General features: G+C 59.1%; 27 protein-coding genes. 6 read left to right on the forward strand and 21 right to left on the reverse strand.

Annotation, left to right across the window (positions count from 1 at the left end; all coding sequences use genetic code 11):
* Window positions 1–12: 12 nt before the first annotated feature.
* Window positions 13–540: a YceD family protein gene (locus ACIGEK_RS15690; protein ID WP_397494225.1), complete on the reverse strand. Its 528-nt coding sequence runs from the start codon at window positions 538–540 to the stop codon at window positions 13–15.
* Window positions 541–660: 120 nt separating this feature from the next.
* Between ACIGEK_RS15690 and ACIGEK_RS15695 the strand changes: the two genes are divergently transcribed.
* Window positions 661–1,239 (forward strand): Maf family protein, encoded by a 579-nt coding sequence (locus ACIGEK_RS15695; protein WP_397494226.1) that lies wholly within the window; start codon window positions 661–663, stop codon window positions 1,237–1,239.
* A 49-nt stretch (window positions 1,240–1,288) separates the two neighbouring features.
* On the opposite strand, the gene ACIGEK_RS15700 is transcribed toward ACIGEK_RS15695, so the two are convergent.
* From ACIGEK_RS15700 to rluC, 3 genes are read right to left on the reverse strand one after another with little or no spacing between them, the layout of a single operon-like run.
* Window positions 1,289–2,266, reverse strand: coding sequence for a S49 family peptidase (locus tag ACIGEK_RS15700; RefSeq protein ID WP_397494227.1), 978 nt, complete (start codon window positions 2,264–2,266; stop codon window positions 1,289–1,291).
* Complete coding sequence (locus ACIGEK_RS15705; RefSeq protein ID WP_397494630.1) at window positions 2,256–2,966, reverse strand: HAD-IA family hydrolase; 711 nt, start codon at window positions 2,964–2,966, stop codon at window positions 2,256–2,258. Before ACIGEK_RS15705 ends, ACIGEK_RS15700 begins: the two co-directional genes overlap by 11 nt.
* A 7-nt stretch (window positions 2,967–2,973) precedes the next feature.
* Window positions 2,974–3,927, reverse strand: a complete 954-nt coding sequence (rluC, locus tag ACIGEK_RS15710; RefSeq protein ID WP_397494229.1) for a 23S rRNA pseudouridine(955/2504/2580) synthase RluC — start codon at window positions 3,925–3,927, stop codon at window positions 2,974–2,976.
* Between the two features lie 580 nt (window positions 3,928–4,507).
* Between rluC and rne the strand changes: the two genes are divergently transcribed.
* Window positions 4,508–7,624 (forward strand): ribonuclease E, encoded by a 3,117-nt coding sequence (gene rne, locus ACIGEK_RS15715; RefSeq protein ID WP_397494230.1) that lies wholly within the window; start codon window positions 4,508–4,510, stop codon window positions 7,622–7,624.
* 104 nt (window positions 7,625–7,728) lie between these two features.
* Here rne and murB read toward each other — a convergent pair whose 3' ends face one another.
* The 8 genes from murB to ACIGEK_RS15755 all read right to left on the reverse strand — a co-directional run bounded on the left by murB (window position 7,729) and on the right by ACIGEK_RS15755 (window position 14,606).
* The gene (murB, locus tag ACIGEK_RS15720; RefSeq protein ID WP_397494231.1) at window positions 7,729–8,763 is read right to left on the reverse strand and encodes a UDP-N-acetylmuramate dehydrogenase; all 1,035 of its coding nucleotides are present in this window, start codon (window positions 8,761–8,763) and stop codon (window positions 7,729–7,731) included.
* Entirely contained in the window at window positions 8,760–9,224 is a 465-nt protein-coding gene (locus tag ACIGEK_RS15725) for a low molecular weight protein-tyrosine-phosphatase (RefSeq protein ID WP_397494232.1), read from the reverse strand. Before ACIGEK_RS15725 ends, murB begins: the two co-directional genes overlap by 4 nt.
* The gene (gene kdsB / locus ACIGEK_RS15730; RefSeq protein WP_397494233.1) at window positions 9,224–9,988 is read right to left on the reverse strand and encodes a 3-deoxy-manno-octulosonate cytidylyltransferase; all 765 of its coding nucleotides are present in this window, start codon (window positions 9,986–9,988) and stop codon (window positions 9,224–9,226) included. The genes ACIGEK_RS15725 and kdsB overlap by 1 nt, the downstream gene beginning before the upstream one ends.
* Window positions 9,989–10,174, reverse strand: coding sequence for a Trm112 family protein (locus ACIGEK_RS15735; protein ID WP_090442371.1), 186 nt, complete (start codon window positions 10,172–10,174; stop codon window positions 9,989–9,991). It lies immediately after the preceding gene.
* Window positions 10,175–10,235: 61 nt separating this feature from the next.
* On the reverse strand, window positions 10,236–11,237 hold the full coding sequence (gene lpxK, locus ACIGEK_RS15740; RefSeq protein WP_397494234.1) for a tetraacyldisaccharide 4'-kinase: 1,002 nt from the start codon (window positions 11,235–11,237) through the stop codon (window positions 10,236–10,238).
* A gap of 13 nt (window positions 11,238–11,250) precedes the next feature.
* Window positions 11,251–11,679 (reverse strand): biopolymer transporter ExbD, encoded by a 429-nt coding sequence (locus tag ACIGEK_RS15745; RefSeq protein WP_322948974.1) that lies wholly within the window; start codon window positions 11,677–11,679, stop codon window positions 11,251–11,253.
* Complete coding sequence (locus ACIGEK_RS15750; RefSeq protein WP_397494235.1) at window positions 11,676–12,308, reverse strand: MotA/TolQ/ExbB proton channel family protein; 633 nt, start codon at window positions 12,306–12,308, stop codon at window positions 11,676–11,678. Before ACIGEK_RS15750 ends, ACIGEK_RS15745 begins: the two co-directional genes overlap by 4 nt.
* Window positions 12,309–12,380: 72 nt before the next feature.
* Entirely contained in the window at window positions 12,381–14,606 is a 2,226-nt protein-coding gene (locus tag ACIGEK_RS15755; protein WP_397494237.1) for a DNA internalization-related competence protein ComEC/Rec2, read from the reverse strand.
* A 134-nt stretch (window positions 14,607–14,740) separates the two neighbouring features.
* Between ACIGEK_RS15755 and ACIGEK_RS15760 the strand changes: the two genes are divergently transcribed.
* Window positions 14,741–15,274 (forward strand): DUF2062 domain-containing protein, encoded by a 534-nt coding sequence (locus tag ACIGEK_RS15760; RefSeq protein ID WP_397494238.1) that lies wholly within the window; start codon window positions 14,741–14,743, stop codon window positions 15,272–15,274.
* Between the two features lie 51 nt (window positions 15,275–15,325).
* On the opposite strand, the gene ACIGEK_RS15765 is transcribed toward ACIGEK_RS15760, so the two are convergent.
* From ACIGEK_RS15765 to ACIGEK_RS15775, 3 genes are read right to left on the reverse strand one after another with little or no spacing between them, the layout of a single operon-like run.
* Window positions 15,326–16,570 (reverse strand): lipoprotein-releasing ABC transporter permease subunit, encoded by a 1,245-nt coding sequence (locus ACIGEK_RS15765; RefSeq protein ID WP_397494239.1) that lies wholly within the window; start codon window positions 16,568–16,570, stop codon window positions 15,326–15,328.
* On the reverse strand, window positions 16,570–17,253 hold the full coding sequence (gene lolD / locus ACIGEK_RS15770) for a lipoprotein-releasing ABC transporter ATP-binding protein LolD (protein WP_170049072.1): 684 nt from the start codon (window positions 17,251–17,253) through the stop codon (window positions 16,570–16,572). Before lolD ends, ACIGEK_RS15765 begins: the two co-directional genes overlap by 1 nt.
* Before the next feature lie 22 nt (window positions 17,254–17,275).
* The gene (locus ACIGEK_RS15775) at window positions 17,276–18,526 is read right to left on the reverse strand and encodes a lipoprotein-releasing ABC transporter permease subunit (protein ID WP_397494240.1); all 1,251 of its coding nucleotides are present in this window, start codon (window positions 18,524–18,526) and stop codon (window positions 17,276–17,278) included.
* Window positions 18,527–18,620: 94 nt separating this feature from the next.
* On the opposite strand from ACIGEK_RS15775, the gene ACIGEK_RS15780 reads away from it, so the two are divergent.
* The 3 genes from ACIGEK_RS15780 to ACIGEK_RS15790 are packed head-to-tail and all read left to right on the forward strand — an operon-like array spanning window position 18,621 to window position 20,230.
* Window positions 18,621–19,202, forward strand: coding sequence for a PilZ domain-containing protein (locus ACIGEK_RS15780; RefSeq protein ID WP_275963143.1), 582 nt, complete (start codon window positions 18,621–18,623; stop codon window positions 19,200–19,202).
* Window positions 19,203–19,214: 12 nt separating this feature from the next.
* Window positions 19,215–19,517, forward strand: coding sequence for a phosphodiesterase (locus ACIGEK_RS15785; RefSeq protein ID WP_397494241.1), 303 nt, complete (start codon window positions 19,215–19,217; stop codon window positions 19,515–19,517).
* Window positions 19,514–20,230: a glycerophosphodiester phosphodiesterase gene (locus tag ACIGEK_RS15790; protein ID WP_397494242.1), complete on the forward strand. Its 717-nt coding sequence runs from the start codon at window positions 19,514–19,516 to the stop codon at window positions 20,228–20,230. Before ACIGEK_RS15785 ends, ACIGEK_RS15790 begins: the two co-directional genes overlap by 4 nt.
* A gap of 156 nt (window positions 20,231–20,386) precedes the next feature.
* Here the strand turns inward: ACIGEK_RS15790 and sthA are convergent, their stop codons facing one another.
* From sthA to ACIGEK_RS15820, 6 genes are all read right to left on the reverse strand, one after another.
* Complete coding sequence (gene sthA, locus ACIGEK_RS15795; protein WP_397494244.1) at window positions 20,387–21,781, reverse strand: Si-specific NAD(P)(+) transhydrogenase; 1,395 nt, start codon at window positions 21,779–21,781, stop codon at window positions 20,387–20,389.
* A gap of 124 nt (window positions 21,782–21,905) precedes the next feature.
* Complete coding sequence (gene nqrM / locus ACIGEK_RS15800; RefSeq protein WP_397494245.1) at window positions 21,906–22,133, reverse strand: (Na+)-NQR maturation NqrM; 228 nt, start codon at window positions 22,131–22,133, stop codon at window positions 21,906–21,908.
* Entirely contained in the window at window positions 22,130–23,053 is a 924-nt protein-coding gene (locus ACIGEK_RS15805; protein ID WP_397494246.1) for an FAD:protein FMN transferase, read from the reverse strand. Before ACIGEK_RS15805 ends, nqrM begins: the two co-directional genes overlap by 4 nt.
* Before the next feature lie 104 nt (window positions 23,054–23,157).
* On the reverse strand, window positions 23,158–24,384 hold the full coding sequence (gene nqrF, locus ACIGEK_RS15810; RefSeq protein WP_397494247.1) for an NADH:ubiquinone reductase (Na(+)-transporting) subunit F: 1,227 nt from the start codon (window positions 24,382–24,384) through the stop codon (window positions 23,158–23,160).
* Between the two features lie 15 nt (window positions 24,385–24,399).
* Window positions 24,400–25,008, reverse strand: a complete 609-nt coding sequence (gene nqrE / locus ACIGEK_RS15815; RefSeq protein ID WP_090238197.1) for an NADH:ubiquinone reductase (Na(+)-transporting) subunit E — start codon at window positions 25,006–25,008, stop codon at window positions 24,400–24,402.
* Window positions 25,008–25,676, reverse strand: coding sequence for an NADH:ubiquinone reductase (Na(+)-transporting) subunit D (locus tag ACIGEK_RS15820; RefSeq protein WP_274089555.1), 669 nt, complete (start codon window positions 25,674–25,676; stop codon window positions 25,008–25,010). Before ACIGEK_RS15820 ends, nqrE begins: the two co-directional genes overlap by 1 nt.
* Window position 25,677: the final 1 nt, after the last annotated feature.

Genomic DNA, 25,677 nt, shown 5'->3' on the forward strand with positions numbered 1-25,677 from the left:
ACTAATTAACTCCTAAACGTTTGGGTCACGCTTTAACTGCGCCAATACACTGAACGGGTTGGACCGCGTTACCTCGTCCTCGCTCGACTCGGGCTCTTCGAGGCCGGCCGGCTGCTGGCAATCTTTAGGGTCATGAGCCGGGACAATGGGCAAGGCAAGCAGAAGCTCCTCCTCAACCAGCGCCAGCAGATCCAATGGGTCTTCACCCAACTCAATCACGTCATAGCCTTGCGGCACTGACTGGGTATTCCCACCTTCTTTCACCACAGCGTAATCACACGCGCTATGGATCGGCAAAGTGACCAGCTCTAGACAACGCTGGCAAACCATCTTGACTTCAACCTCAAGCTCGCTGTGAAAAACTACAGCATTGCGCTCGTCGCGCTCGAAGAAGAACTTCGTACGCACCATACCTTGGTTATCGGCAAGCGGGCCGCAGAGGCGCTGCAAATCGGACAGTTGCAGCTCACCTTCGAGGGTGGCGCTGCGATCGGCTAATTTGCGCGGATCAACGTGAGGTGGAATCGGGCCATTTGACATAGGCGGCGCATTTTAGGGATGCAACCCGCCGCTGTCAAAGGAAATTCGGCCTGCCCAGTATATGGACCGACAGCTAAAATCGCCCACCACCTGCAAACCCCTATATAGAAGGAAATCGTCATGCTGCCTCTGATGCTCGCCTCCAGCTCACCCTATCGTCGTGAACTGCTTACCCGCCTGCACCTGCCGTTTACCTGGAGCGCGCCGCAAATCGACGAAACAAGGCACCCTAACGAAGACGCAGACACCTTGGTACGCCGCCTATCACTGGAAAAAGCTCAAGCACTGCTAGCAACCCATCCACAGCACCTGATCATCGGCTCAGATCAAGTCGCGGTACTTGGCACGCAAATCCTAGGCAAACCCCACACCCTTGAACGCGCCTGCGAGCAGCTAATGGCCGCCAGCGGCAACAGCGTGACCTTCCTGACTGGCCTCACTCTGCTCAACAGCGCCACCGGCCAGCAGCAAACCGACTGCGTACCGTTCACCGTACATTTCCGCACGCTAAGCGAAGCGCAAATCATGCGCTACCTAACAGCCGAACAGCCCTTCGACTGCGCTGGCAGCTTCAAGGCAGAAGGCCTGGGCATCAGCCTGTTTCGCAACACAGAAGGCAGCGACAGCAACAGCCTGATCGGCCTACCACTGATCCGCCTAGTAGACATGCTGCAAGCCAGCGGCATCGAGATACCCTAAAGCAAAAAGCCCGATCAATGACCGGGCTCACTTTCATCAGACTCACGCGTTAACGCAGTGCTGGCCCCTGAAAGCCCATCCACAGAGCAATGCGCTCAGCCATGCTGGCACCTATGGTTTTGGCAAACTTATCAAAAGGCGACTCCTGCACGGTGAAGTCGACCAACTCTTTCTCACCAATTACTTCGCGCGCTACATAGCTGGTGTTACCCAACGCATCAATCAAGCCCAATGGCAAAGCTTGCTCACCCGACCAAACCAGGCCGGAGAACAGCTCAGGATGCTCGGCATCCTTCAAACGGTCACCACGACCCTGTTTAACACTGGCAATAAACTGCTGATGGGTCGCCTTCAGCACACCCTGCCAAAACTCGGTTTCCTCAGGTTTTTGCGGCTGGAACGGATCGAGAAACGCTTTGTGCTCGCCCGAGGTGTACACACGACGATCTACACCCAGTTTCTCCATCACACCTACAAAGCCAAAGGTTGCCGCAGTGACACCAATTGACCCCACCAGACTGGCCTTGTCCGCATAGATCGCATCTGCGGCACTGGCAATGTAATAAGCACCGGAAGCGCCCAAATCAGTGATCACCGCATACAGCTTGATCGCCGGGTATTCTGCGCGCAGACGGCGAATCTCATCATAGATATAGCCCGACTGCACCGGACTACCGCCCGGGCTATTGATACGCAGGATCACGCCTTTCGTGTTGGTATCTTCAAAGGCCGCACGCAGGCTGCTGACAATATTGTCAGCGCTGGCCGACTCCTGATCGGCAATCATCCCACGCACCTCAATAACGGCAGTATGACTGCCCGTGGTTGCGCCCTTTTTCATCGCCAGCATGGGCGAGAACAGCGCCAACGCGCCGAAAATATAAATAAAGGTCAGCAGCTTGAAGAAAATCCCCCAGCGCCGCGCGCGACGCTGCTCTTGCACACCGGCCAGCAGGGTTTTCTCCAGCAGCTGCCAGCTTTTTCCGTCACCATCAGCCGCTGCCGACGCCTTCCATTCATCTGCCATGCAAAACCACCTCAACTGACTGATTTGACGCACGCCGACCCAGCCAGGCGCGCAACTCGGTAAAACACTCTATTGCCAGCGTTGGCTGACACTCACGCAACGCCTGAAGCGGCTGCGCACCATAACCGACTGCCACACAATCCATACCAGCGCGCTGCGCCATCAACAGATCGAAGGACGAATCACCCACCATCAACGCCTGACCTGCAGCAACACCGCTTTGCGCAAGAATTTCGTGCAGCATCAGCGGATCCGGCTTGCTCGCCGTCTCATCGGCGCAGCGACTGTAGTCGAAATAATCCAGCCAGCCGCGATCAGCTAACACACGCTGCAAACCATGCCGACCTTTACCCGTCGCCACAGCCAGACGATAGCCCTCAGCACGAAACGCCTCCAACCCCTCGGCCACGCCATGAAACAGAGCCGAAGGCTCGGACTCAAGAGCCAGGTAATTTTCGCTGTAGCTTTGTCGCAAGCGCTGCGCCCGAACCGCATCATGCATATCCGGATACAGACAACGAATCGCCTCAGGCAAGCCCAGGCCGATAATGCCGCGAACTTGTTCATCCGTGCAGCGTGGCAAGTCACAAGCATCGGCAGCCAGATGCATCGCCGCAACGATCCGACCGATGGAATCGACCAGCGTGCCATCCCAATCGAAGATCAGCAGCTGATAGCCACGCTCCTGACAGCCATGCATCTGAGAATCAGGCACCCAGACGCTCCACAGTCCGCACCCACATCTCATCAACCGGAGCTTCAAGCTTTAACTTGCCACCTTCAGGCAGCGGCACGGTCAGCTCATAAGCATGCAAGAACAAACGCTTACCACCGAGCGCACGAATCTCCTTGGTAAAATCGTCATCGCCGTACTTGCTGTCACCAGCAATACAGTGACCGGCATGCTGTGTATGTACACGAATCTGATGGGTGCGCCCGGTAACCGGCTTAGCCTCAACCAAAGTAGCGAACTCACCAAAGCGGCGTAACACACGAAATATAGTCAAGGCCTCTTTACCCTCAGGATTAACCTCGACCATCCGCTCACCTGAGCGCAGGTTGCTCTTTAGCAACGGCGCATTGACCTGCTTCTTGGCTGTAGCCCAATGCCCGCGCACCAAGGCCATGTAGCGCTTATCCACACCATCACCGCGCAATGCTTCATGCAAATGCCGCAACATGCTGCGCTTCTTGGCAATCATCAATAGCCCGGACGTATCACGGTCCAGGCGATGCACCAACTCAATGTCCTTGGCATCTGGGCGCAACTGGCGAAAAGCCTCAATTACCCCGTAATTCAGACCGCTACCGCCATGCACGGCAATACCGGCCGGCTTGTTCAGCACGATCAGCGCCTTGTCTTCATAGACAATTGCCGCTTCCAGGCGCTGCAATAACCCCTGCGCCAGCGGCTCAGGCTCATCACGCTCAGCCAGGCGCAGCGGCGGCACACGAACAATATCGCCAGCTTGCAACTTGTACTCGGGCTTGATCCGGCCTTTGTTCACACGCACTTCGCCTTTACGCAAAATCCGGTAAATCAAAGTCTTGGGCACGCCCTTAAGCTGGGTGCGAAGGAAGTTATCGATACGTTGGCCGGCAAGTTCCGGCGCAACCTCGAGCAGCTGGACGCCGGAGGTTGGAGGGGAAGGATTTGTCATCGCGCAATCATAACAATTTTTTATGGAATTGAAGCACTTAATCATTGCTGCTATAGTCGGGGACGCCGCCAAAAGCGGCCTGGTTTGCGGGTGATCGCCAAAACTGCCACCCCCAACCAACGCAATTCATTTGGGACGTAAGGCCGTCCGACGGGTTATTCAACGAAAGAAAAGCCTCCACGGCTGTGAATAACTCGGAAATAAAGCCTTATAAGCCATGATGCGCAACCTGCCCCTTTGGACGGTTGCGGTAATAGTTAACCCGCTGCGGATTTTCGCGAGCGGCACCCGAGCTTCAGCGATACGTGTAGGGTGGAGATGTACAACTGTTGGTCCGCGTAGCAGCTCGCTTTACCAAGACGCTTCATCTCGTCCGCTACCAACAGCTGATTCCTCCTCCTGACTTAGTGCTTTCTGTTATCACAGCGAGCAGGAGACGTCCGTCGCGGCCCAGCAAAATTGGCTGATCGCCGCTAGACACTGGAACGCTTTACGACCGTTCCTGACGCACCTGACACCGACCCTGAAGTCGTGTGTGCCGAACGCCGCTTCCGCCAGCACCGGAAACCGACGGTATTACATGAAAAGAATGCTGATTAACGCAACTCAACCCGAAGAGCTGCGTGTCGCCCTAGTAGATGGGCAAAAACTCTACGACCTGGACATCGAGTCCGGCGCCCGTGAGCAGAAAAAATCTAACATCTACAAGGGTAAAATCACCCGCGTAGAACCCAGCCTCGAAGCGGCTTTCGTCGACTTCGGCTCCGAGCGCCACGGTTTTCTCCCGCTCAAAGAAATCTCCCGCGAATACTTCAGCAAGGCTCCCGAAGGCCGCGTCAACATTAAAGACGTGCTCAAGGAAGGCCAGGAAGTCATCGTTCAGGTCGAGAAAGAAGAGCGTGGCAATAAGGGCGCAGCCCTGACCACCTTTATCAGTCTCGCCGGTCGCTATCTGGTGCTGATGCCGAACAACCCGCGCGCCGGCGGCATCTCGCGCCGCATTGAAGGCGAAGAGCGCAACGAACTGCGTGAAGCACTGAACGGCCTGGTCGCCCCTAGCGACATGGGCCTGATCGTGCGCACAGCAGGCCTGGGCCGCTCCAGCGAAGAAATGCAGTGGGACCTTGATTACCTACTGCAACTCTGGACCGCTATCAAAGAAGCCTCACTAGACCGCGCTGCGCCCTTCCTGATCTATCAGGAAAGCAACGTAATCATCCGTGCCATCCGTGACTACCTGCGCCAGGACATCGGCGAAGTTCTGGTCGATAGCATCGAAGCGCAGCAGGAAGCCCTGAGCTTTATCAATCAGGTGATGCCGCAGTACGCCAGCAAGATCAAGCTGTATGAAGACAGCGTGCCACTGTTCAACCGCTTCCAGATCGAAAGCCAGATCGAAACCGCCTTCCAGCGCGAAGTGAAACTGCCGTCCGGTGGCTCCATCGTCATCGACCCGACCGAAGCCCTGGTGTCCATCGACATCAACTCCGCCCGTGCGACCAAAGGCAGCGACATCGAAGAAACCGCCCTGCAGACCAACCTGGAAGCGGCTGAAGAAATCGCCCGCCAGCTTCGCCTGCGTGACATCGGCGGCTTGATCGTCATTGACTTTATCGACATGACCCCGGCGAAGAACCAACGCGCCGTGGAAGAAAAAGTCCGTGAAAGCCTGGAAGCCGACCGCGCCCGCGTACAAGTGGGTCGCATCTCGCGCTTCGGCCTACTGGAAATGTCGCGTCAGCGCCTACGTCCGTCCTTGGGCGAAAGCAGCGGTATCGTCTGCCCACGCTGCAATGGTCAAGGCATCATCCGTGACGTCGAATCGCTGTCGCTGGCCATTCTGCGCCTGATCGAAGAAGAAGCCCTGAAAGACCGCACCGCCGAAGTCCGCGCCCAAGTGCCGATCCCGGTTGCCGCCTTCCTGCTCAACGAAAAACGCAACTCGATCACCAAGACCGAACTGCGTACCCGTGCGCGCATCGTTATCGTGCCGAACGATCACCTGGAAACGCCGCACTTCGAAGTCACCCGCATACGTGACGACAGCCCGGAAGCTCAGTCCACTCAATCCAGCTATGAAATGGCGACCATTGAAGTGGAAGAAGAGAAGCAGGCTGCCGCAACGCGCACCCTGGTTCGCCAGGAAGCCGCGATCAAGACCGCACCGCAGCGCACCGCACCAACTCCGGTTGAAGCAGTAGCCGCACAGCCTGTAACTGCTGCCGAGCCAAGCCTGTTCAAGGGCCTGGTCAAGTCGCTGGTCAGCCTGTTCGCAAGCAAGGAAGAAGAAAAGCCTGCTGTCGTCGAGAAGAAAACCAGCGAGCGCCCACAGCGAAGCGACGAGCGTCGCAACGGTCGCCAGCAGAATCGCAGCCGCGGTGGTCGTAACAATGAAGATCGCAAGCCGCGCGAAGACCGTGGCCCACGTGAAGAACGCGCACCGCGTGAAGAGCGCCAGCCACGTGTTGCCCGCGAAGAGCGTGCACCGCGTGAGGAACGCGCACCTCGCGAAGAGCGTGCGCCACGCGAAGAACGCAGCCCACGTGACGTCGTAGAAGTTCGCGAGCCGCAAGAAGTGCGTCAGTCGCGCCCACCGCGTGAAGAGCGTCAACCACGCGACCGCAAGCCACGTGAAGAGCGCCAGCCGCGCGAACTGCGTGAGCCACTGGATGCCGCACCTGGCGATAGCGCCACCGTTAGCGAAGAAGTCCGTGCCGAACGCCCACAACGCGAACCGCGCCAGCCGCGCCAGCCACGTGAAGAGCGCCAGCCGCGTGCCGAGCAGGCTGCAGCCGCCAGCGACGAAGAAGCACTGAACGCTGAAGAAGCACTGCAGGACGATGAGCAGGAAGGTAGCGAAGGTGGCGATCGCCCACGTCGCCGCTCCCGTGGTCAGCGTCGTCGCAGCAATCGTCGCGAACGTCAGAACGACGCCAACGGCAATCCGATCGAAGGCAGCGAAGAAACCGCAGAGGCTCAAGCTGATGCCGGCAACGCAGTAGTCGCTGCAGCAGTGACCGCAGCCGTTGTCACTGCCGCGGACGAAGCAGCTGAAGTGACTGCTGAAGCAGCACCAGTAGTTGCCGAACAGGAGCAGCCACGTGAAGTCGCTGCAGCTGAAGCGCCACAAGCAGTTGTTGAAACCGCCGCTGAAACCGCTGTTGTAGAAGCAGTAAGCAGCCCGGTTATCGAGGCCAGTGAAGCACCTGCACGTGTCGCCGAAGTCAGCGAAGCTGCACCAGCACCTGCTGTTGTAGAAACGCCAGCTCCGGTTGCAGAGGTTGTTGAAGCACCAGCTGTGGTTACCGCTCCAGAGCCGATTGCCGAAGTTGCAGTGACTGAAGTTGTGGCAGTTGAAGCTGCGCCTGCGGTCGCAGTCAGCAGCACTGGTCGTGCACCTAACGATCCGCGCGAAGTGCGTCGTCGTCAGCGTGAAGCCGAACGCCTGGCCCGCGAAGCCGCCGAAGCTCCAGCTGCTGCCGTACAGGTTGAAGCTGCTGCACCGGTAGCCGAAGAGCCGGCTGCAGAAGCTGTAGTTGAAACTGCAACCGAAGCACCTGCAAGCGTCCAAGCAGTCGAGCCTAAGGCTGAAGCCGCGCCAGCAGAAGCAGAAGTAAGCCAGGAGCCGCAAAGCTCGCTGTTTACTGAAGTAGAAGCAGACGAGCAGGATAAAGAAGCGGTCAAACCGCAGGTCTGATCCGCAAGGCAATAAAAAAGGGGATGCTTCGGCATCCCCTTTTGCGTTCTGGCTTTTATTACAGCGCGATCAATACGCTGCTCGATGCCGGCCACCAAAAGGCCTTAGAGCACGTTTGGCTCGATCTCCAAGTCAACTGAAAAGCGCTGGGCGATATCCGCCTGGATACGCTGCGCCAGTGCCAACAACTGCGCACCCGTGGCTGCGCCATAATTGACCAGGACCAGCGCCTGCAAACGGTGCACGCCTGCATCACCCTCACGAAAGCCCTTCCAGCCCGCCCGTTCGATCAGCCAACCAGCGGCCAGTTTGACTTGCCCGTCAGCCTGGCCATTCACCACCTGAGGATAGGCCACCAGATCGGCATGCTCGGCGCGCAAGCGCTGCGCCAACTCAGCCGACACCAGAGGGTTTTTGAAGAAGCTACCGGCATTACCCAACTCAGCCGGATCAGGCAGCTTTTCGCTGCGAATGGCGCAGATGGCCTGGCTGACATCCAGTGCCGTCGGGGCACTGATACCCTGCTCCGTCAAACGCTGGCGCACCGGACCGTAATCCAGATGCAGCGCAGCCGCGCGGCTCAAGGCAAAGCGTACCCGCAGGATGACCCAACGCCCACTTTCGCGCTTGAACAGACTATCGCGGTAGGCAAAGGCGCAGTCCTGCAGAGAAAACTCGCGCAGCTCGCCACTGCGTCGATCCAAAGCAGTCAAACCCGCAAAAAGATCCTTAAGCTCAACACCGTAGGCGCCGATATTTTGCACTGGCGCCGCACCGACTGTGCCGGGAATCAGGCTGAGGTTTTCCAGGCCGGCAAAGCCCTGCGCCAGCGTCCATTGAACAAATGGATGCCAGGGCTCCCCCGCTTCTGCCTCGATCACCACACGATCGCCGTCATCGCTTAGTACGCTAATACCGCGACTGGCCATACGCAGCACCAACGCGTCGACATCGGCAGTGAGCAGCAGATTGCTGCCGCCACCGAGCAACAAGAGCGGCAACTGCTGCGCTTGCGCATAGCTCAGCGCCTCGCGGATCTGCTGGTCGTTCTCAGCTTCGGCAAAATGGCTGGCCCGGGCCTCGACGGCAAAGCTGTTATAGGGCTTCAGCGATACCTGAGTGCTCACTTGCAGGCTCATAAACGCCCCTTAAGCTCAAGCACCAGGGCATCACAGGCCTGCTCGATCAAATCCAGCACCTGGGCAAAACCGGCCTCACCACCGTAATAAGGATCAGGAACCTCATCCAGCGCAGACTGATAACGGCGCAAGAACAGATCCAACTCGGCTGAGGCGTTGCCCGGACGTAGCTGCTGCAAGTCATGCAGGTTGCTGTTATCCATCGCCAATACCAGATCAAAGGCACGGAAATCGTCCACCTTGACCTGCCGACCGCGCAGCGCAGACAGGTCATAGCCACGCTGCAGCGCAGCCTGGCGCGTGCGGATATCTGCCGCCTTACCTACGTGCCAGTCGCCAGTGCCAGCCGAATCTACTTCGACGCACCCTTCCAGCCCCGCTTCACGCAGCTTGTGGCGCAATACGCCTTCGGCCGTGGGCGAGCGGCAGATATTGCCTAGACAGACAAACAGAACGCGCATCAGGCCCCCAGCAGGCGACGAACCCGCTCCAGGTCTTCCGGCGTGTCGACGCCCGCAGGTGGCGCTTCCAGGGCATCGGCAACGTGGATGCGCACGCCATGCCAGAGCGCGCGCAGCTGCTCGAGGCATTCGGTGTCTTCCAGCCAGCACGGCCCCCAGGCCACAAAGTCATGCAGAAACTGCGCACGGTAGGCGTAAATGCCAATGTGACGACGGTATGGCACACCTGCTGGCAGCTCGTCACGCCTCTTGGCAAAGGCATCGCGCGCCCAGGCCAGCGGCGCACGGCTGAAGGTCAGGGCCAGACCGGTCTTATCGCTGACCACCTTGACCACGTTGGGATTGAACAGCGCCTGCACATCCTCAATCGGCTCGGCCAGCGTAGCGATGGCCGCTTGTGGATTGGCCGCCAGGTTGGCCGCCACCTGATCGATGATCGCCGGTGGAATCAACGGCTCGTCACCCTGCACATTGACCACAATGGCGTCAGCCGCCAGGCCCAGAGCCGTCGCCACTTCAGCCAGACGGTCAGTACCGGAGTTGTGGTCAACGCGGGTCAGCACCACCTGCGCACCAAAGCTACGGCAGGCCTCAACGATGCGCGCATCATCGGTAGCAACGACCACCTGCTGCGCGCTGCTTTTACACGCCTGCTCCCAGACATGCTGAATCATCGGTTTGCCGGCAATATCCTGCAGCGGCTTGCCCGGCAGGCGGCTGGAAGCGAAACGCGCCGGAATCACAACGGTAAAGGCAGTGCTCATTTACTTGTCCAGACGCTCGTCGACGTTGAGGGTGCGGGCTTCGCTTTCCAGCATCACCGGGATGCCATCACGTACCGGAAAGGCTAGTGCGTCGGCCTTGCAGATCAGCTCGCTCTTGTCAGCGGCGAGCTTCAGCGGGCCTTTGCACAATGGGCAGGCGAGAATGTCGAGTAGTTTCGGGTCCATGGGAGATCCTTGAGAGGAAGCAGCTACTGGGGCGGACGAAGCCGCCGAATGATCAGAACAGTCAGGCGCGCGGTACAAGGCGCTGCAATTGTTGATCAAACCAGGCGACAAACGCAGCCGAGGGCTCGGCATCCACCGCCAGGTACCACCAATCGTCAGCCGCAAAGGCACGGCACTTGACCGCATCCTTTTCCGTCATCAGCACCGGCAGTGCCGGGCTGAAACTCAGCAGCTCGGCGCTGTACGGCGCATGGTCGGCAAAGGCATGCGCGACAGGCCGCCAGTGTAGCCCTTCGAGGGTATTGAAGAAACGCTGCGGGTTGCCAATACCGGCGACCGCATGCAGGGCCTGACCGACCGGGAAGTGACTGAGCGGATGCGGCTCACCACTGCGCAGATTGACCAAGGTTCGCGGCTGCAAGGTAAAACCGTAGCCGTCCTGCGGATCGCTTGATGCGCCGTTATACAGCAGTGCATCAATGCTCTGCAGACGCTCTACCGGCTCACGTAGCGGGCCGGCAGGCAGGCAGTGACGATTACCCAAACCGCGAGCCGCATCGATCAGCACCAGCTCGAGATCTCGAGCCAGGCGGTAGTGCTGCAGGCCGTCGTCACTGAGGATCAGGTCCAGCGGCTCGGCCGCCAACAAGGCCGCCACGGCGCGACCGCGATCAGGGTCGATCATCAACGGCACGCCGCTGCGCTGCACAATCAACAAGGGTTCATCACCGGCCACGCTGGCAGCCTGATCAGCCTGCACGCGCCAGGGCAGTTGTGGTGGCTGCGCGCCATAACCGCGACTGACCACACCGACGCGCAGCCCTTGGCGGCGGCAATGCTCGATCAACCAGAGAATCATCGGGGTCTTGCCGGTGCCGCCGACGGTGATGTTGCCGACCACCACGACTGGCACCGGAGCACGGTATATCTCGCCCTCACCCGCCAGAAAGCGCGACCGCTTGCGCTGTACCACCATACGATAGAGCCATTCCAACGGACGCAGCAGGCCCAGCGCCGGATGACCGGCGTACCAGGCAGCAGTGAGTCGTGCGGACAGGCTCATCAGCTGGCAAGCCTCAAGGCGCGGCTTGCGCCTCAATGGTGGTCATGCGCAGGTGGGCAAAGCCCAGTTTGCCGGCAGCATCCATGGCAGTAATCACCGCCTGATGCTGCGTCTTGGCATCAGCGCTGATGATCAGCGGCAGACTGTTATCGCCTTCCGACTCCTTCTGCAGCGCCGCCATCAGGCTTGGCAGATCGCTTTTCAGCAACTGTTTGGCATTCAGCGAGTAGCTGCCATCGGCGGCAATCAGGATTTCCAGCTGCTTCAGTTCGGTCTGTTCCGGCGGCGTGCCAGTGGCGGCCTCCGGCAGATCGACCTTGAGTTGGGTCTCACGGGTAAAGGTGGTGGTGACCACAAAGAACAGCAGCAGGATAAACACCACGTCGATCAACGAGGCCAGGTTGATCTCGACGTTCTCCCGCGGTTTGCGCCGGAATTTCACGCCTTGTCCTCGCCCATGTCGACATCACGGTCGCCCTGTACCACTTCCACCAGGCGAATCGCCTCCTGCTCCATGCCGACCACCAGCTCATCAATCCGGCGTTGCAGGTAACGGTGGAAGAACAATGCTGGAATGGCCACCATCAAACCCGCGGCAGTGGTGATCAGTGCCGTGGAAATACCGCCAGCCAGCAAAGCCGCATTAGCCATGCCAGAGCCCATAAAGGAGCTGAAAATTTCGATCATACCCAGCACCGTACCGAGCAATCCCAAAAGCGGTGCGATACCGGCGATGGTGCCCAGGGCATTCAGGTAGCGTTCCAGATCGTGAATCACCCGGCCCGCCGCTTCCTGAATGCACTCTTTCATGATCTCGCGACCATGTTTGGAGTTGGCCAGGCCAGCGGCGAGGATCTGCCCCAACGGCGAGTTGGCGCGCAGCTCCTTGAGCTTCTGGTTATTGAGTTTTTTATCCTTGATCCACTTCCACACCTGGCCGAGCAGGTTGGGTGGGGTGATGCGGCTAGGCCGCAGCGTCCAGAGGCGTTCGGCAATGATGCCGGCCGCAGCGATAGAACACAGAATGATTGGCAGCATCATCCAGCCGCCAGCTTTAACCAGTTCCCACACGGTGGCAGATCCCCTTCACAAAAGTGGCGCCACTCTAGCATAGGGTCGCGGCCTCGCCGACCGCCGCCGTTCTCATTTTTCCCGCCAAAAACGTGCTCGATAGCGCAAACCCTGCGCCTGCTCGAACGCTCCTAAACGAATCCGCACTGCGCCGTGCTCGACCGTGTCGTACAGCCGCACATCCAACGCTCGGTAGCGGGCGACAACCTCGGCATGCGGATGGCCAAAGGCATTGTGTGCGCCACGGGAAATCAGCGCAGCTGTAGGCCTGACCTTTGCCAGCAAGGCAGCCGAGGATGAACTGCGACTGCCATGGTGCGGCGCGAGCAACCACTCAGCCGGCATTGCCAGACCGCTGTTGAGCAGTGCCCGCTCGGCATGGCTGTCGATATCACCAGTCAGCCACAGCCGCTCGCCATTGGCCTCGATGCGCAGCACGCAGGACGCCTGGTTGCCATCAATCGCACTCGCCCAACGCCAGGTACTGAATTGCACGCCATCCCACTGCCAGTGCTGACCACTGGCACAGGCTTGGGCCTGCAGTGACGGCGCGAGCTTATCCGACTCGCCACTGAACACCTGCCTGACAGGCAGACCGCGCTTGATTGCTGCGGCGCCCCCGGCGTGATCGTTATCGGCATGACTGATCAGCAACAGATCAAGGGCGCGAACATCCAGCGCCCGCAGAGAAGGCAGTACTACGCGCTCACCGGTATCGAACTCGCCAAAACGCGGCCCAGCGTCATACAGCAGAGCATGCGTCTGGGTGCGCACCAGCACCGCCAGCCCCTGGCCGACATCCAGCATCCACACCTCGGCTAGCCCGTGTTCAGGACGCTGCTGTGGGCTGAATAACAAGGGCAGCAGCAATAGCCCACCCAGGCTGCGCATAGGCAAAGCGGCTGGCAGGAGCAAAACCAGCGCACCCAGCGCCACCAATAGCCAGGCCCAGAATGGCAAGGCGCTGGGTAACCAAGCCGGCAACCATAGGGCCAATTGCGTCAGCAGAGAAAACAGCAAGTCCAATACCCAGCCTGCTATCCAGAGCAGCGCAGCACCAACCCCAGGCAAGGGCAGCAATAACGTACCAAGTAATGCCAGCGGCACCACCAATAACCCAACCACGGGTACCGCCACCAGGTTGGCCAAGGGACCACTGGCACTCACAGGTAAACCGAGCGCCAGCAGCAACGGCAACAAACCGATAGCCATGGCCCATTGTGCGCGCAATAAGGTGCTCCACCAGGGCCAGACGCCCAAGCGTCCGCTGAAAATCAGGATCAATAGCATCACCGCGCCAAAGGACAACCAGAAGCCAGGCTGTAAACTGGCCAGCGGTTCACCCAGCAGCACCACAAGTAATGCCACTAGCAGAGGCAACCACACGCCCAGGTGACGAAAACGCCAGCGCCAAAGCAACACCAGACCGACCATTACGCAGGCGCGCTGTACCGGCACCTCAAAACCTGCCAACAACCCATAAGCCAGCGCGCCGGCAAATGCCATTGCACAAGCACAGGGCAACCAGGGCCAGCTGCGCGGCCAGAATCCGAGGCGCGCCAAGCCCGCAACCAGACCATATAAAAGCGTCGCCAACAGGCCAATATGCTGACCGGAAATCACCATCAGGTGCACCGTGCCGGTGTTCTGCAGTATCTGCCAATCTGCCGTCGACAGCCCCGAATCATCACCCAGCACCAAGGCCGCCAACGCTCCCTCGCGGCCATGCGCGGGTGTTGCCAAGAGCTGCTGACGCAAACGGTCACGCCAGGCGCCTGCACCACTGGCAGGCACCATCAGCTCGCCACTTTTCACCGTGCCTGTGGCGCCGATACGCTGCGCCAGCAGCCAGGCCTCGTAATCGAATGCCTGAGGATTGACCAGCCCATGGGGGCGCTTGAGCCGGACTGCCAACCGCCAGGTTTCACCGGTGCGCACTGCAGGCCCGTCATACCAGGCTAGGCGCAGACGCGCGGGCAGTTGATCGCGACGGGAAACAACCTGTTCCAGCTCGAAGCGCACCACGCCCTCGCCGGCTTCTGGCAGGCCGACTACTTGCCCTTGCAGCCACAGGGTGCGTGTATCCAAATGCGGAGCCAGACGATCGTCCAACGCCCACTGCGCCGACACACAGGCCCACGTGAAGCCGAATAGAAACAAGGCGATGGGATAACTGCGAAACGGTAACAGCATCAAGCCGGTGACCGGCAAAAGAGCCAACAGCCAGAACGGCGGCATGGCCGGAAGAAAGCGCAGCAGCAACAGCCCGGCGACCAACGCCAAAATCCCTGTGCGCATAGACTCGCTCCATGAGTCGAATACTGCATTAAACCTATCGATCAGCTTTTGCTTATTTGCTGTCACAAAGTGTGAAAGCAGGCTGTCATCAAAGGGTGCATAATGTCGGCGCTTTTACCCGTCAGAGAACCTTCATGCCGCGTCGTTTATTCAAGCGCTACATGCCCCACCCGGACCGCATCAAGGGCAATAAATCCCTGCGCTTTCTCGGCAGCCTGATCCACGACCCCAACCTCTGGCACCTCAATCGCCACTCTGTTTCGCGCGCCATGGCCGTTGGTCTGTTCTGGGCGATGATCCCTATCCCCTTGCAAATGGCAGCCGCAGCTGCGGTGGCAATACCGGCCAGGAGCAACATGCCGATTTCGATTGGCCTGGTCTGGCTGACCAACCCAATCACCATGCCACCGGTGTTCTACTGCAGCTATAAATTCGGCGCCTGGCTGATGAATACACCTACCCTGCAAATGCCTGAGCACATCACCCTCGGCTGGGTCGGCCATGTTCTACAAACCCACTGGCAGCCGCTGTATCTGGGCTCCTTGGTACTCGGCCTGCTGCTCGCCCTGATTGGTTACTTCGGCACAAATGCCTACTGGCGCTGGTGGGTGCGGCACAACTGGCGTAAACGCCAAGAAAAACGCCAACAGCGCGACGCGCAACACTGAAACAAAAAAGCCGTTACTCAGTAACGGCTTTTTTGTTTCTGCCAGCGTAGCTTATTCGTAACGCAGCGCATCCGCCGGCTGAATCCGCGCCGCTCGCCAGGACGGGTAAACAGTGGCCAGAAAACTCAGGGTAAAGGCTGCGCCACAGATCAGCAAAACGTCAGACAACAGAAGCTCAGACGGCAGGTTGCTGATGAAGTAGACGTCCGAGCTCATCACCTGCTGACCGCTCAAGCGCTCGATCCAGCCCACCAGCTGGCTGACATTCAGCGCCGCGAGAATGCCGAGCACTGCGCCGATCACCGTACCGATCACGCCGATTACCGTACCTTGGACCATAAAGATGCCCATGATCTGCCCTGGCGTCGCGCCCAGGGTGCGCAGAATGGCGATATCCGCGCCCTTGTCTGCTACCACCATGATCAACGTGGCGATGATATTGAAGGCCGCCACGGCGACGATCAGCAGCAGCAACAGACCGATCATGGTCTTTTCCATTTTCATCGCGCTGAACAGGCTGCCCTGAGTCAGGGTCCAGTCAGTGGCGCTATAACCCGCGCCCAGCCCACCGACAATCTGCGCTGCTACTTGCGGGGCCTGGTAGAGATCTTTCAGCTTCAGACGCACGCTCTGCACCTGACCCGGCTGCATGCGCTGAATATGCGCCGCATCGGCGACATGAATCAGCGCAAGCGAGCTGTCCAACTCAGCACCAACCTTGAAGATGCCAACGACGTTGAGGCGCTGCATACGCGGGCTGATGCCGCCCGGCACGCTGCTCAGTTCCGGCACGATCAGCGCCAGCTTGTCGCCCACCCGCAGCTGGAAGCGTCGCGCAGTGATCTCGCCGAGCACCACGCCGAACTCACCCTCACGCAAATCGCTCAGACGGCCTTGCTGCATGTGCTTGTCGATGATCGACACCTGAGGTTCCAGCACCGGATCAACGCCATGCAGCTGTATCGGTTGCATCGCACCACGCACCGAGAGCATGCCTTCCAACTCGGCAAACGGCACCGCCGCGAGCACCTGCGGGTTATTCTTCGCGGCTGCGGCAACCTGCTGCCAATCATCCAGCGGTTGCGCACCGGCAATACTGGCGTGCGGCACCATACCGAGGATGCGCGTACTCATTTCCTTCTGGAACCCGTTCATCACCGACAGCACCACGATCATTGCCAGCACTCCGAGGGCCAGACCGATCATCGAGGTCATCGAGATAAAGGAAATAAAGTGGTTACGCCGCTTGGCCCCGGTATAGCGGATACCGATAAAGATACTCAGCGGACGAAACATCAGGCAGCCACCAGCTTGCCGTCTTCCAGACGCAGGATGCGGTCCATCTGCTGGGCCAGCGCCATGTCGTGGGTCACCACCAGAAAGGCTGTCTGCGACGAGCTGCTCAGCTCCTTCATCAGGTCCTGAATGCCCTGCGCGGTGTGGTGATCGAGGTTGCCGGTGGGTTCATCGAGCAGCACCAGCCCCGGCTGATTGACCAGCGCACGGGCAATCGCCACACGCTGACGCTCACCACCGGACAGCTCCGACGGTTTGTGCGCCAGGCGATGGCCGAGACCAACCCGTTCCAGCAGCGCGGTGGCGCGCTGACGCGCTTCGCTGATCGGCGTGCGGCCAATCAACAACGGCATGCACACGTTCTCCAGCGCGGTGAATTCCGGCAACAGGTGATGAAACTGGTAAACGAAACCCAGGGCGCGGTTACGCAGCAGCCCCCGCTGTTTTTCATTCAGCGCCGACAATTCCTCGCCCGCCAGCCAGACACTGCCGGTGCTTGGCGTATCCAGGCCGCCGAGCATATTCAGCAAGGTACTTTTGCCCGAGCCGGAACTGCCGACAATCGCCACGCGCTCGCCAGGGTGAAGTTCCAGCTGCAAGTCCTGCAGCACCACCACCGATTGCGGGCCCTCGTCGTAGCTTTTACCGAGGTTGCGACAACTCAACACTGCACGATCTTGCATAACCGAATCACTCATAACCTGATCATTCATAACGCAGAGCCTCCGCGGGCTGGGTACGCGCCGCGCGCCAGGCCGGATACAGGGTGGCGAAAAAACTTAGAATCAATGCCGCGCCGCAGACCAGCAGCACGTCCGCCAGCATCAGCTGTGAAGGCAGATAATCAATGAAATACACGTCGGCATTGAGGAACTTGATCCCCAGCAGCCGTTCCAGCGCAGCTATCGCACTGCTGATATTCAAGGCGGCGAGGCAACCCAATACCGCGCCAATCGCCGTGCCGAATACGCCGATCACCGTGCCCTGGACCATAAAGATCGCCATGATCTGCCGTGGCGTGGCGCCCAGGGTACGCAGAATGGCGATATCGCCCTTCTTGTCGGTGACCACCATCACCAGGGTGGAGATGATGTTGAACGCGGCGACCGCGACGATTAACAACAGCAGCAGACCGATCATGGCTTTTTCCATGCGGATGGCCTGGTACAGGTTGCCGTGGGTGCGGGTCCAGTCGCGGGCATACAAGTCGCCCTCACCGAGGGTCTGCGCCAGCGCCCAAGCGGTGCGGGGAGCTTCGAACAGATCAGCAAATTTCAGGCGAATGCCCTGAACTTGATCGGGCTGCCAACGCTGCAAGCGCGCCAGATCCTGCACGTGGGTCAGGGCCAGGTGGCCGTCAATTTCGCCGGCGCCAACATGGAAAATTCCGACCACGGTAAAGCGCTTGAGCCGCGGAAACATGCCGGCCGGAGTCACTGTCACTTCCGGGGCAACGAAGGTGACCTTGTCGCCCAGGCCGACGCCGAGTTTGGCTGCGGCCTTGTCGCCCAGCACCATTCCGAACTGACCGGGCTGCAGTGCATCCAGGCTGCCCTGCTTGAAGAAGTTGCCGATAATCGAGACCTTGGCCTCTTCAAGCGGATCGACCGCATTAATCAGTACTTTCTGCACCTTGCCATCGCTGGTCAGCAGGCCCTGCATCTGGCTAAAAGGTGCCACCGCCAGCACTTGCGGATTGCTCTGCGCCTGTTCGGCCAGGCTGCGCCAGTCCTTTATCGGCGTGGCACTCTCCACAGTGGCGTGCGGCACCATACCGAGCACGCGGGTGCGCATTTCATGGTCGAAGCCGTTCATCACCGACAACACCAGAATCATCACCAGCACACCGAGTGCCAGCCCGATCATTGAGGTCAGGGAAATAAAGGATACGAAGTGGTTGCGACGCTTGGCTCGCGTGTAGCGCGTGCCGATAAATACGAACAGAGGTCTGAACATGTCGGGGCTGATTCGAGGGAAAAAGAAACGTCCTTGTGGCGGGGCTTGGCGAGCGGCCTTACACTCTGACCACTACTGCTGCCATGGGTTCGCCATGCCGACTCAAGATGAAGATGATCGCCGCGAATACTATCGTATCGACGATACGATCGCACTGGAATTCACCCTGCTTTCGGGCGCAGAAGCCCTGGCCAGTGATGAGCTTCACGACAGTTCGCCGCTGTTCAACCTGCTCAGCGACCTGCACCTGATGGACTTCGAGTCGCAGCATCTGCTGCGGCATATCACCGAACGCGACCGTACCCTCGCCAATTACCTCAAGGTAATGAACAAACGCATCGACCTACTCGGTCAGGCGGTAGCGCAGAGCCTGCTGCGCGACATCGGCACGCCGCGCAAAGTCAGCCTGTCCGAGGGCGGCGTCAGTTTCAACAACCCTCAACCTGTGGCTGCCGGTGCGCACCTGGCGGTAAAAATGGTGCTGATGCCGCAAGCCTTGGGCCTACTGTTGCGGGCCAAGGTGGTGCATTGCCAGCCATTGCCCTCGCAGCAATTTGAAATCGGCGCGGAATTCGAAGCTGTGAGCGATGCCCAACGCCAGTTGCTTGCCCGGCATATCCTGCAGCGCCAGGCCCTGGAACGTCGCCAGGCCCGCGAGCAGCCCCTGCAATCCTGATAGCGAGTCACCATGCCCCGTCTGTTTCTGCTTCTCGCCCTACTCCTGCCTCTCGGCGCTGATGCAGACACCCTGCAAATCCCTATCGGCCAGCAAGGTGCCAGTGAATTGCGCCTGCCGCAATTCGGCGAATCACAGCGCGCGGTACTTGAGCGTTTCGGCCTGGCGGATGAAGAGCACCCCAGCGTTGGTAACCCACCGATCACCCGCTGGGATTACCGCGAATTCAGCGTCTACTTCGAGTACAAACACGTGATCAACAGCGTGCGCCATCACCAGCCCGGCGCAGCCATACAAAACAAGGAGCCACAGTGACAGTCATCTATGGACATCGCGGCGCCAAAGGCGAGGTGCCGGAAAACACCCTGGCCAGCTTCCAGCAATGCCTCAAGCATGGCGTACGTCGTTGCGAGCTGGACCTGCACTTGTCACGCGATGGCGAGCTGATGGTGATTCACGACCCGACCCTCAAGCGCACCACAGGTCGCCGTGGCAAGGTGGTCGAGCATGACGCCGCCGAGCTGGTGAGCTATGACGCACGCAAAGGCGGCCCTGGCGCAGTGTCGACCTGCCCGATTCCACGCCTAGAAGAACTGTTCCAGCACTGCGATTTCGAGCACTGGCAACTGGAGGTCAAAAGCGCCTCGAAGGTTCGCTCGGCGCGCATGGTCAAGGCGATTGCCGAATTGGCTGAACGCTACAACCTGACTGACAAGGTCACCGTAACCTCCAGCTCCCGCGAAGTGCTCAGCGCCCTGCAGCGTTTGACCCCGCACCTGCAACGCGGACTGGTCGCCGAATACGCCTGGCTCGACCCTATAAAAGTCGCCAAGCATTACGGCTGCCACCTGCTCGCACTGAACTGGACGCTGTGCACCCCGGAGCGTCTGCTGAAGGCGCAGAAAGCCGGTTTGCATGTCTCGGTGTGGACGGTCAATGAGCCGGCGCTGATGCGCCGCCTGGCGGATTTCGGCGTGGATAGCATCATCACCGACTTTCCGGGGATCGCCGTAAAGACCCTGAGCTAAGCTCCAACACCCAAGCTGTCACGCATAAAAAAACCGGCCGCCAGGGCCGGTTTTTCATTAAGCCTGATCAGAAACTTTCGCGATTAGGCCAACGCCAATCGCAAGAGTCGCTGAACGGGTTCTCCCCGGCCGGCTCAGGCCACCGGCCGGAGCCGCTCAAAAAAGCCGGTTGAGGCCGTCAAACGCCGCCACCCGGTAGGCTTCCGCCATGGTCGGGTAGTTGAACGTGGTATTGACGAAGTATTTGATGGTATTGGCCTCACCCTTCTGATTCATGATCGCCTGGCCGATGTGCACGATCTCCGAGGCCTGGTAACCGAAGCAGTGCACGCCCAGAACTTCCAAGGTTTCGCGGTGGAACAGGAGCTTGAGCATGCCCACCGGCTCGTGGGAAATCTGCGCACGGGCCATACCTTTGAAGAACGCCTTACCGACTTCGTAAGGGATCTTGGCCTGGGTCAGCTCACGCTCGTTCTTACCAATCGAACTGATTTCCGGAATGGTGTAGATGCCGGTCGGCACGTCATCAACGAAGCGCCAGCTGCCATTGTCGACGATGCTGCCAGCAGCCGAGCGGCCCTGGTCGGCTGCTGCACTGGCCAAGCTCGGCCAGCCAATCACGTCGCCAGCGGCGTAGACGTTTGACACCTCGGTGCGGTAACTCTGATCCACCTCGACCTGCCCACGGCTGTTGACCTTGATGCCGATATTTTCCAGGCCCAGTTGATCGGTATTACCGGTACGGCCGTTGCACCAGAGGAAGGCGTCGGCCTTGATCTTCTTGCCGGACTTGAGGTGCAGGATCACCCCGTTCTCCAACCCTTCAACACTTTCGTACTCTTCGTTATGACGAATCAGCACGTTGTTGTTGCGCAGGTGATAGCTCAACGCATCGGAAATTTCCGCATCGAGGAAGCTCAGCAACTGGTCACGGTTGTCGATCAGATCGACCAGCACGCCCAGGCCACTGAAGATCGAGGCGTACTCGGAGCCGATTACCCCGGCTCCGTAGATGATAATGCGGCGCGGGGTGTGTCCCAGGCTGAGAATAGTGTCGCTGTCGTAGATACGTGGGTGGTGGAAGTCCACGTCCACCGGGCGGTATGGCCGCGAACCCGTGGCGATGACGATCTGCTTAGCTACCAGTTTTTCCACCACGCCATTGGCGCAAACCACTTCGATGGTGTGCTCATCGGCAAAACTGCCGGTGCCGAAAAACACATCGATGCGGTTACGCGCGTAGTAGCCGGTGCGCGAGCTCACTTGCTTGGCGATCACTCGCTCGGCGCTTTTCAGCACGTCAGGAAAGGAGAACCAACGAGGTTCGCCGATCTGGCGGAACATCGGGTTGGTGTTGAACTGCATGATCTGCCGCACCGAATGGCGCAGCGCCTTGGACGGGATGGTGCCCAGGTGGGTGCAGTTGCCGCCGACTTCACGGCGGCTGTCGACCACGGCCACCTTGCGCCCGGCCTTGGCCGCGTTCATTGCTGCGCCTTCACCCGCAGGGCCAGAACCCAGCACCACTACGTCGTAGTTGTAGACCGCCATGTTTACTCCTTCAGATCACACCGGAGCACTTGTACCGCGCTCTCGGCAGGGCCAGCACTGCGCACGCAGCCTGACAATCAATACGTTCACTGCAAGCCTAGCCCTTTAGCTGGATGCAGGACGATTAGCATTTGGTCGCGTCGTAGGCCAGGGTTTCGTCTTTGCCTTGCGGGTCGCTGTTGATCTCCTCGCACTTCTCGCGGCTACCACCACAGATCGAGCACTCCTTCTCGATGCCCAGATTGGCAATACCGCCACAAGAACCAGCAATGGGCTTGCGCCCCATGATCACACCCACAGCCATCATGCCGACAACCAGCACCATGACCAGAAACACCACTAAAAACGTCATTGCTCGTCTCCTGCAGCGAATAGCTGCTCGAAAGCCTGAGTTGTCTGTGTGACGAAGGCGTCACCTTCACGGGTCACGAAAAACGCCGCAATCCCCATGCGCTCAGCAAATGCCAGGCCACGCTCAGTGCCCATCACCATTAGCACTGTAGACAAGCCATCGGCGCGTAAGGTCGATTTATCCACGACGGTTACCGCTGCCAGCTTGTGGGTGATCGGTGCGCCGGTCAACGGATCGAGGGTGTGCGAGTAACGCCGCCCCTCCTCCTCGAAGTAATTACGGTAATCACCCGAGGTGGAAATGCCGTAACCATCCACATCCAGTACGCGCTGGGCAACACGCTGGCCGTCCTGCGGGGCTTCCAGGCCGATACGCCAGGGCTGACCATCGGGCTTCTTGCCCGCAGCCTTGAGCTCGCCGGTGGCCTCAACCATATAACGGGTCACGCCCAGTTTATTGAAGCGCTGTACGATTTTGTCCACCGCATAGCCGGCGGCAATGCTGTTGAAGTCGACCTGTACATCAACATCCTTACACAGCTGCTCACCTTCACTGCGCAGGTGCTGCATGCCCACCCGCGTGCGCGCGGCGGTCAGCTGCTCTGCCGTCGGCACCTTTTCGGCGCGCGCCTTGGGGCCAAAACCCCAGAGATTGAGCAGCGGCTCCAGCGTTAGGTCAAACGCGCCCGCACTTTGCTCATGCAGCACGCGCCCAGCCTCAACCAACTGCAGCACTCCGGCCGGCATCGCCTGGCAAGTACCCGCTGGAGCCTGGTTGAATTGTTCGATAGCGGAATCATCGCGATAGGTCGACATCTGCTGGTCAACCTCAGCCAGGATTGCTTCGGTCTCGCGCTTGAGTGACTCAAGGCTCGGCGAATCCTTGCTACGCACATATTTGACGGTGTAGGTGCTGCCCATGGTTGGGCCGCCAAACTCCTCTACACGCTCTGAAAACCAACAGCCCGTTAGGGCTGTCAGCAAGCTGACAGCGATAACGGGCCGCAGTAGCACATGGCTCATACTTAACCGCCGAAGTCGTCGAGCAGGATGTTTTCCTCCTCCACACCCAGGTCGACCAGCATCTTGATCACCGCCGCGTTCATCATGGGCGGACCGCACATGTAGAACTCGCACTCTTCCGGAGCCGGGTGATCCTTCAGATAGTTTTCATAGAGCACGTTATGGATAAAGCCCTTGAGGCCAGTCCAGTTGTCTTCCGGTTGCGGATCAGACAGTGCCAGATGCCACTTGAAGTTCGGGTTCTCGGCCTGCAACTGATCGTACTCTTCGTTATAGAAGGCCTCACGCATGGAGCGTGCGCCGTACCAGAAGCTGATCTTACGGGTCGATTTCAAGCGCTTGAGCTGGTCGAAGATGTGCGAGCGCATCGGCGCCATACCAGCACCACCACCGATAAACACCATCTCGGCTTCGGTTTCCTTGGCGAAGAACTCACCAAATGGACCGTAGACGTCGATCTTGTCACCCGGCTTGAGGCTGAACACATAGGACGACATCTTGCCCGGTGGCAAATCATCTTTGCCCGGTGGCGGCGAAGCAATACGGATATTGAACTTCACCAGGCCGACTTCTTCCGGGTAGTTGGCCATGGAATAGGCGCGGATGACCGTCTCTTCAACCTTGGACACGTACTTCCACTGGTTGAACTTGTCCCAGTCGCCACGATACTCAGGCTGAATATCGAAGTCTTTGTAATGCACTTCGTGCGGCGGGCACTCGAGCTGAACATAACCGCCAGCGCGGAAGTCAACGTTCTCGCCTTCCGGCAGTTTCAACGTCAACTCTTTGATGAAGGTCGCCACGTTGGGGTTGGACTCAACAGTGCATTCCCACTTCTTCACGCCGAACACTTCTTCCGGCACTTCAATCTTCATGTCCTGCTTGACCGGAGTCTGGCAAGACAAACGCCAGCCAGCCTTGGCTTCGCGACGAGTGAATGCAGCCTCTTCGGTCGGCAGCATTTCGCCGCCGCCGTGCTCAACCACGCATTTGCACTGGGCGCAGGTACCACCGCCACCGCAAGCCGATGAGAGGAAGATATTGTTGGCCGCCAAGGTCTGCAGCAACTTGCCGCCAGCCGGTACCACAATGGTTTTTTCGCCATTGATCTCGATGCTTACGTCGCCACTGGAAACCAGCTTGGCTCGTGCCGCAAGAATGATCAGCACCAACGCCAGCACAATGCCGGTGAACATGCCGATGGCGATGAAAATCTCTACATTGATCATTTCGTCATCCCTTCCTTACAACTGCACGCCGGAGAAGGACATGAAGCCCAGCGACATCAGACCGATGGTGATAAAGGTGATACCCAAGCCCTGCAGGCCAGCCGGAACGTCGCTGTACTTGAGCTTCTCGCGAATGCCCGCCAGTGCGGCAATCGCCAGCGCCCAGGACAGACCGGAGCCGAAGCCATACACGGTACTTTCCGCCAGGTTGTAGTCACGCTCGACCATGAACAGGGTGCCGCCCATGATCGCGCAGTTCACCGTGATCAGAGGCAGGAACACGCCGAGCGCGTTGTACAGGCTGGGTACGTACTTATCCAACAGCATTTCGAGGATCTGCACGATGGCCGCGATCACCCCGATGTAGCTGAGCAGACCGAGGAAACTCAGGTCCACTTCCGGCAAACCGGCCCAGGCCAGCGCACCATCTTTCAGCAGGTAGGTGTAGATCAGGTTGTTCGCAGGCACGGTGATGACCTGCACCACGATAACCGCGATACCCAGGCCAATCGCCGTCTCGACTTTCTTCGAGATGGCGATAAAGGTGCACATGCCGAGGAAGAAGGCCAATGCCATGTTCTCAACGAACACCGCCTTTGCCAGCAAGCTGAGGTAATGCTCCATTAGTAGGCCTCCTTATTCGAGACTTGCGAGGCCATCTTGAAGCTCGGCTTCTCTAGCTGGTCTTTTTTCCAGCTACGGATCGCCCAGATGAACAGACCAATCAGGAAGAAAGCCGAAGGCGGCAGCAACAGCATGCCGTTAGGCTGGTACCAGCCACCGTCGTTGATCACCGGGATGATCTCGTAGCCCATCAGTTTGCCCGCGCCGAACAGCTCACGAATGATGCCCAGCGCCACCAGGAAAGCGCTGTAACCGAGGCCGTTACCAATACCGTCAAAGAACGACAGCACCGGCGGATTCTGCATGGCAAAAGCTTCAGCACGGCCCATCACGATACAGTTGGTGATGATCAGCCCGACGAATACCGACAGCTGCTTGGACAGACTAAAGGCATAGGCCTTGAGCACCTGATCCACCACGATCACCAAGGAGGCGATGATCACCATCTGCACGATCATGCGGATGGAGCTGGGGATCTGGCTGCGAATCATCGAGATAAACAGGTTGGAAAACCCGGTTACCAAGGTCAGCGCGATGGACATGACCAGCGCGGTTTTCAGGTTCGAGGTCACCGCCAGGGCGGAGCAGATCCCAAGGATTTGCAAGCCAATCGGGTTGTTATTGAAGATTGGATTGAGCAGAACTTCTTTAATAGTCGGCTGCGACATG

It is taken from the genome of Pseudomonas sp. NPDC079086, assembly GCF_044542155.1.
Classification (GTDB): domain Bacteria; phylum Pseudomonadota; class Gammaproteobacteria; order Pseudomonadales; family Pseudomonadaceae; genus Aquipseudomonas.

Coding starts and splice junctions, on each gene's coding strand:
- ACIGEK_RS15690 (WP_397494225.1), bottom strand. CDS start 540: ATGTCAAATGGCCCGATTCCACCTCACGTTGATCCGCGCAAATTAGCC.
- ACIGEK_RS15695 (WP_397494226.1), top strand. CDS start 661: ATGCTGCCTCTGATGCTCGCCTCCAGCTCACCCTATCGTCGTGAACTG.
- ACIGEK_RS15700 (WP_397494227.1), bottom strand. CDS start 2,266: ATGGCAGATGAATGGAAGGCGTCGGCAGCGGCTGATGGTGACGGAAAA.
- ACIGEK_RS15705 (WP_397494630.1), bottom strand. CDS start 2,966: ATGCATGGCTGTCAGGAGCGTGGCTATCAGCTGCTGATCTTCGATTGG.
- rluC (WP_397494229.1), bottom strand. CDS start 3,927: ATGACAAATCCTTCCCCTCCAACCTCCGGCGTCCAGCTGCTCGAGGTT.
- rne (WP_397494230.1), top strand. CDS start 4,508: ATGAAAAGAATGCTGATTAACGCAACTCAACCCGAAGAGCTGCGTGTC.
- murB (WP_397494231.1), bottom strand. CDS start 8,763: ATGAGCCTGCAAGTGAGCACTCAGGTATCGCTGAAGCCCTATAACAGC.
- ACIGEK_RS15725 (WP_397494232.1), bottom strand. CDS start 9,224: ATGCGCGTTCTGTTTGTCTGTCTAGGCAATATCTGCCGCTCGCCCACG.
- kdsB (WP_397494233.1), bottom strand. CDS start 9,988: ATGAGCACTGCCTTTACCGTTGTGATTCCGGCGCGTTTCGCTTCCAGC.
- ACIGEK_RS15735 (WP_090442371.1), bottom strand. CDS start 10,174: ATGGACCCGAAACTACTCGACATTCTCGCCTGCCCATTGTGCAAAGGC.
- lpxK (WP_397494234.1), bottom strand. CDS start 11,237: ATGAGCCTGTCCGCACGACTCACTGCTGCCTGGTACGCCGGTCATCCG.
- ACIGEK_RS15755 (WP_397494237.1), bottom strand. CDS start 14,606: ATGCGCACAGGGATTTTGGCGTTGGTCGCCGGGCTGTTGCTGCTGCGC.
- ACIGEK_RS15760 (WP_397494238.1), top strand. CDS start 14,741: ATGCCGCGTCGTTTATTCAAGCGCTACATGCCCCACCCGGACCGCATC.
- ACIGEK_RS15765 (WP_397494239.1), bottom strand. CDS start 16,570: ATGTTTCGTCCGCTGAGTATCTTTATCGGTATCCGCTATACCGGGGCC.
- lolD (WP_170049072.1), bottom strand. CDS start 17,253: ATGCAAGATCGTGCAGTGTTGAGTTGTCGCAACCTCGGTAAAAGCTAC.
- ACIGEK_RS15775 (WP_397494240.1), bottom strand. CDS start 18,526: ATGTTCAGACCTCTGTTCGTATTTATCGGCACGCGCTACACGCGAGCC.
- ACIGEK_RS15780 (WP_275963143.1), top strand. CDS start 18,621: ATGCCGACTCAAGATGAAGATGATCGCCGCGAATACTATCGTATCGAC.
- ACIGEK_RS15785 (WP_397494241.1), top strand. CDS start 19,215: ATGCCCCGTCTGTTTCTGCTTCTCGCCCTACTCCTGCCTCTCGGCGCT.
- sthA (WP_397494244.1), bottom strand. CDS start 21,781: ATGGCGGTCTACAACTACGACGTAGTGGTGCTGGGTTCTGGCCCTGCG.
- nqrM (WP_397494245.1), bottom strand. CDS start 22,133: ATGACGTTTTTAGTGGTGTTTCTGGTCATGGTGCTGGTTGTCGGCATG.
- ACIGEK_RS15805 (WP_397494246.1), bottom strand. CDS start 23,053: ATGGGCAGCACCTACACCGTCAAATATGTGCGTAGCAAGGATTCGCCG.
- nqrF (WP_397494247.1), bottom strand. CDS start 24,384: ATGATCAATGTAGAGATTTTCATCGCCATCGGCATGTTCACCGGCATT.
- nqrE (WP_090238197.1), bottom strand. CDS start 25,008: ATGGAGCATTACCTCAGCTTGCTGGCAAAGGCGGTGTTCGTTGAGAAC.
- ACIGEK_RS15820 (WP_274089555.1), bottom strand. CDS start 25,676: ATGTCGCAGCCGACTATTAAAGAAGTTCTGCTCAATCCAATCTTCAAT.